This is a genomic window from Bradyrhizobium sp. (genome assembly GCF_049581145.1).
Lineage (GTDB): Bacteria > Pseudomonadota > Alphaproteobacteria > Rhizobiales > Xanthobacteraceae > Bradyrhizobium.
Genome location: NZ_JBAURI010000562.1, coordinates 1 through 3,047, shown reverse-complemented (window position 1 = coordinate 3,047; position 3,047 = coordinate 1). Strand labels below are relative to the sequence as shown.

Genomic DNA, 3,047 nt, shown 5'->3' with positions numbered 1-3,047 from the left:
GCCTCCGGCAGCACGCCGAGCGCCAGCCCGTCAATGATGATGGGGCGGCCGGCCGGCACGGCCAGCAGCCGCGCCCGTGCCGCCGCACGCGTCGCGTCGTCAGGTGCGGGAAAACCATCTCCCAGGTCGAGGAGATCGATTTGCCAGCCGAGCTCGCCGAGTTCGGCCATCATGCGCCGGTCATAGGCATAGCCGCCGGTCAGGGACGCAAGATCACCGGGCACCGCGAACGCAAGGCACTTCACCACAAATTGGCCTCGTACCAGGCCCGCGCGACATGGGACTCGGAGATGGTCACGCGGATCGCCTTGAGTTCGCGGCCGTCGCGACCGAGCTCGCTGGCGCGGGCATTGTTCGCCAGAGCGTCGAAGATATGTTTGGTGAGGAATTCGGTGGTGGTGTTGCGACCGCTGAATTCGGGCACATCGTCGAGATTGCGATAGTTCAGGGGGGCGAGCACCGCCTTGAGCGCGTCATGGGCGCGGCCGATGTCGATGACGATCCCGTTGCCGTCGAGCGTCTCGGCCAGAAAGGCCGCATCGACGACAAAGGTCGCGCCATGCAGCGCCTGTGCCGGCCCGAATACGGCGCCGCGGAACGAATGCGCGATCATGATGTGGTCGCGAACTTCAACAGCGAACATGGGAGCACCTCAGGGGTAGGTAATGAGTTGACAGAGGATGCCGCTGCCGGCATCGAGAATGTCGGGCAACCGCCGCGCCAGATCGTGAAACGCAACCGCCGGCGCCAGCAGGGCGTCGAGTCGCGCATCGGCCAGCAGAGCGAGTGCAGCGGCGAGCCGTCTTCCATGCGTCCATCGCGGCCGGTGCGATGGCGCAATGCGGCCGACCTGGCTCGAGACCAGACGCAGCCGCCGGCTGTGAAAGGCGCCGCCGAGTGACGCCGTCACCGCTGCGTTGCCGTACCAGCTCAATTCAAGCACGGTGGCCTCGTCGCCTGCGAGCGCAAGCGCGGTGTCAAGTCCGGCCGGATGGCCACTGGCGTGAACGACGAGATCACAGTCACCCTTTGCCGCTTCGGGTCCTGCAAAATGAACACCGAGAGCGCGCGCCAATTCCCTGCGCGCCGGATTGATGTCGACCAGCGTCACCTCCGCGCCCGGCAGTCTGCCGCATAAATACGCGACCAGCGCGCCGACTGTGCCGGCGCCGACCACCGCGATGCGGTCCGCCGGGCCGGGCGCCGCGTCCCAGACCGCATTGAGCGCGGTCTCCATATTGGCGGCCAGCACTGCGCGTTCGGGCGGAAGGTCATCCGGCAGCGCGATGGCCGCGCTCGCGGGGATGTTGAATAGATCCTGATGCGGATGGAGCGTGAACACCAGGCGCCCGAGCTGGGCTTTGGGGCCACCTTCGATCCGGCCGACCGTGGCATAGCCATATTTGACCGGAAACGGAAACGCGCCTTCCATGAAAGGCGCGCGCATCCGCCGAACTTCGCTTTCGGGTACGCGGCCACCGAACACCAGCGCCTCGGTGCCGCGGCTGAGCGCACCAAACTGCGCGCGCACGCGGACTTCGTCCGCGCCGGGGGGAGCGAGATTTTCCTGCCGGAGCTCGGCTTGTCCGGGCCGGCTGTACCACAGCGCGTGAGCTATTTCGTCGGTCCGTCGTGTCGGCAATCGCATTCGTTCCCCGGTTGGAATGACTCTCCGGCTGTCGTGTTATAGCATTCGGTCCAGTCTGTCTCTTGGGGGATAAGCTAGATGTTGGAGCGCCTGCCAGCTGACGTCGTCGAGCTCGACGCCGGAAGCAATCTTGCCGGCCGCCGGATGCTGTTCGCCGTTCTGTTCGCGGCGACCATGGCGGGATCGCTGGCGCTTGCCGCGCTGGCATTGTCGCCGGGCGGCTTCGACCCGGTTGACGTTGCGCTGCTCGTGCTGTTCGGGGTGACGCTGCCCTGGATGGTGGCGGGGTTCTGGAACGCCGTGATCGGGTTTCTGATCATGCGTTTGAGTGCTGACCCGATTGCCGCAGTGATGCCGATGGTCGCGGAAATCCGCGGCGACGAGCCGGTGACCGCGTCGACCGCGATCCTGCTGTGCATCCGCAACGAACTGGCCGAGCGGATGATCCGCAACCTCGAGCCGATGCTCGCGGGCCTTGACGCCGCCGGCTGCGCCGCGCGTTTTCATCTCTACCTCCTCAGCGACACCAGCGACGCGCAGATCGCAGGAAACGAGGAGGCGTTGTTCGCGGCCTTGATGTCGCGTTGGCGCGGCCGCGTGGCGATCACCTATCGGCGACGCGGCGTCAATACCGCCTACAAGGCCGGCAACATCCGCGAATTCTGCGAGCGCTGGGGCGCCCTGCATGACTTTGCGGTCACGCTCGATGCCGACAGCGTCATGACGGCCGATGCCATCCTCCGCCTCGTCCGCATCATGCAGGCCAATCCGAATTTGGGCATTCTCCAGGGCCTGGTTGTCGGTCTCCCCTCGACCAGCGCGTTCGCACGCATGTTCCAGTTCGGCATGCGGCTCGGGATGCGGTCCTACACCATCGGCAGCGCATGGTGGCAGGGCGATTGCGGGCCCTATTGGGGTCACAACGCGGCGCTGCGACTCAAACCCTTTATCGCCCATTGCGAGCTTCCGATCCTGTCTCGGGCGGGAGAAGAAGAGCGCCACGTTCTCAGCCACGACCAGATCGAGGCGGTGCTGATGCGCGCCGCGGGCTATGACGTGCGCGTCTTGCCGCAGGAGGATCTGGGCTGGGAGGAAAATCCGCCGACCCTGATCGAGTTCATCCGCCGCGATCTGCGCTGGTGCCAGGGCAACATGCAATATTGGCGTTTCCTCACGCTGCCCGGCCTCAAGCCAGTCAGCCGCTACCAGTTGGTGCTGGCGATCCTGATGTTCATCGGCTCGCCGGCCTGGATCGGGTTGCTCGTTTTGGGCACGCTGGCCGCCGCATGCGCCGAGACACCCGCAAGCTTCATTCGTCCCGACGCAGGCATCGCGCTGTTCGTGTGCGTGCTGGTGATGTGGTTTTCACCGAAGATCGCAAGCGCGATCCATGTTCTGC

At 65.6% G+C, this 3,047-nt stretch carries 3 protein-coding genes and 1 pseudogene; 1 reads left to right on the top strand and 3 read right to left on the bottom strand.

The window, feature by feature from the left end; all coding sequences use genetic code 11:
- The 3 genes and pseudogenes from WCB02_RS18575 to WCB02_RS18565 form a co-directional block, all read right to left on the bottom strand.
- A pseudogene (locus WCB02_RS18575) lies at positions 1-245 on the bottom strand (glycosyltransferase family 1 protein); the annotation flags it as partial.
- Positions 242-643, bottom strand: a complete 402-nt coding sequence (locus WCB02_RS18570) for a 6-pyruvoyl trahydropterin synthase family protein (protein WP_423960231.1) — start codon at positions 641-643, stop codon at positions 242-244. The pseudogene WCB02_RS18575 and the gene WCB02_RS18570, both read right to left, overlap by 4 nt.
- Positions 644-652: 9 nt before the next feature.
- Positions 653-1,648: a zinc-dependent alcohol dehydrogenase gene (locus tag WCB02_RS18565; protein ID WP_423960230.1), complete on the bottom strand. Its 996-nt coding sequence runs from the start codon at positions 1,646-1,648 to the stop codon at positions 653-655.
- A 78-nt stretch (positions 1,649-1,726) separates the two neighbouring features.
- On the opposite strand from WCB02_RS18565, the gene mdoH reads away from it, so the two are divergent.
- Positions 1,727-3,047: glucans biosynthesis glucosyltransferase MdoH (mdoH, locus tag WCB02_RS18560; RefSeq protein ID WP_423960228.1), on the top strand; the 1,321-nt coding region annotated here is incomplete at its 3' end.

Coding starts and splice junctions, on each gene's coding strand:
- WCB02_RS18570 (WP_423960231.1), bottom strand. CDS start 643: ATGTTCGCTGTTGAAGTTCGCGACCACATCATGATCGCGCATTCGTTC.
- WCB02_RS18565 (WP_423960230.1), bottom strand. CDS start 1,648: ATGCGATTGCCGACACGACGGACCGACGAAATAGCTCACGCGCTGTGG.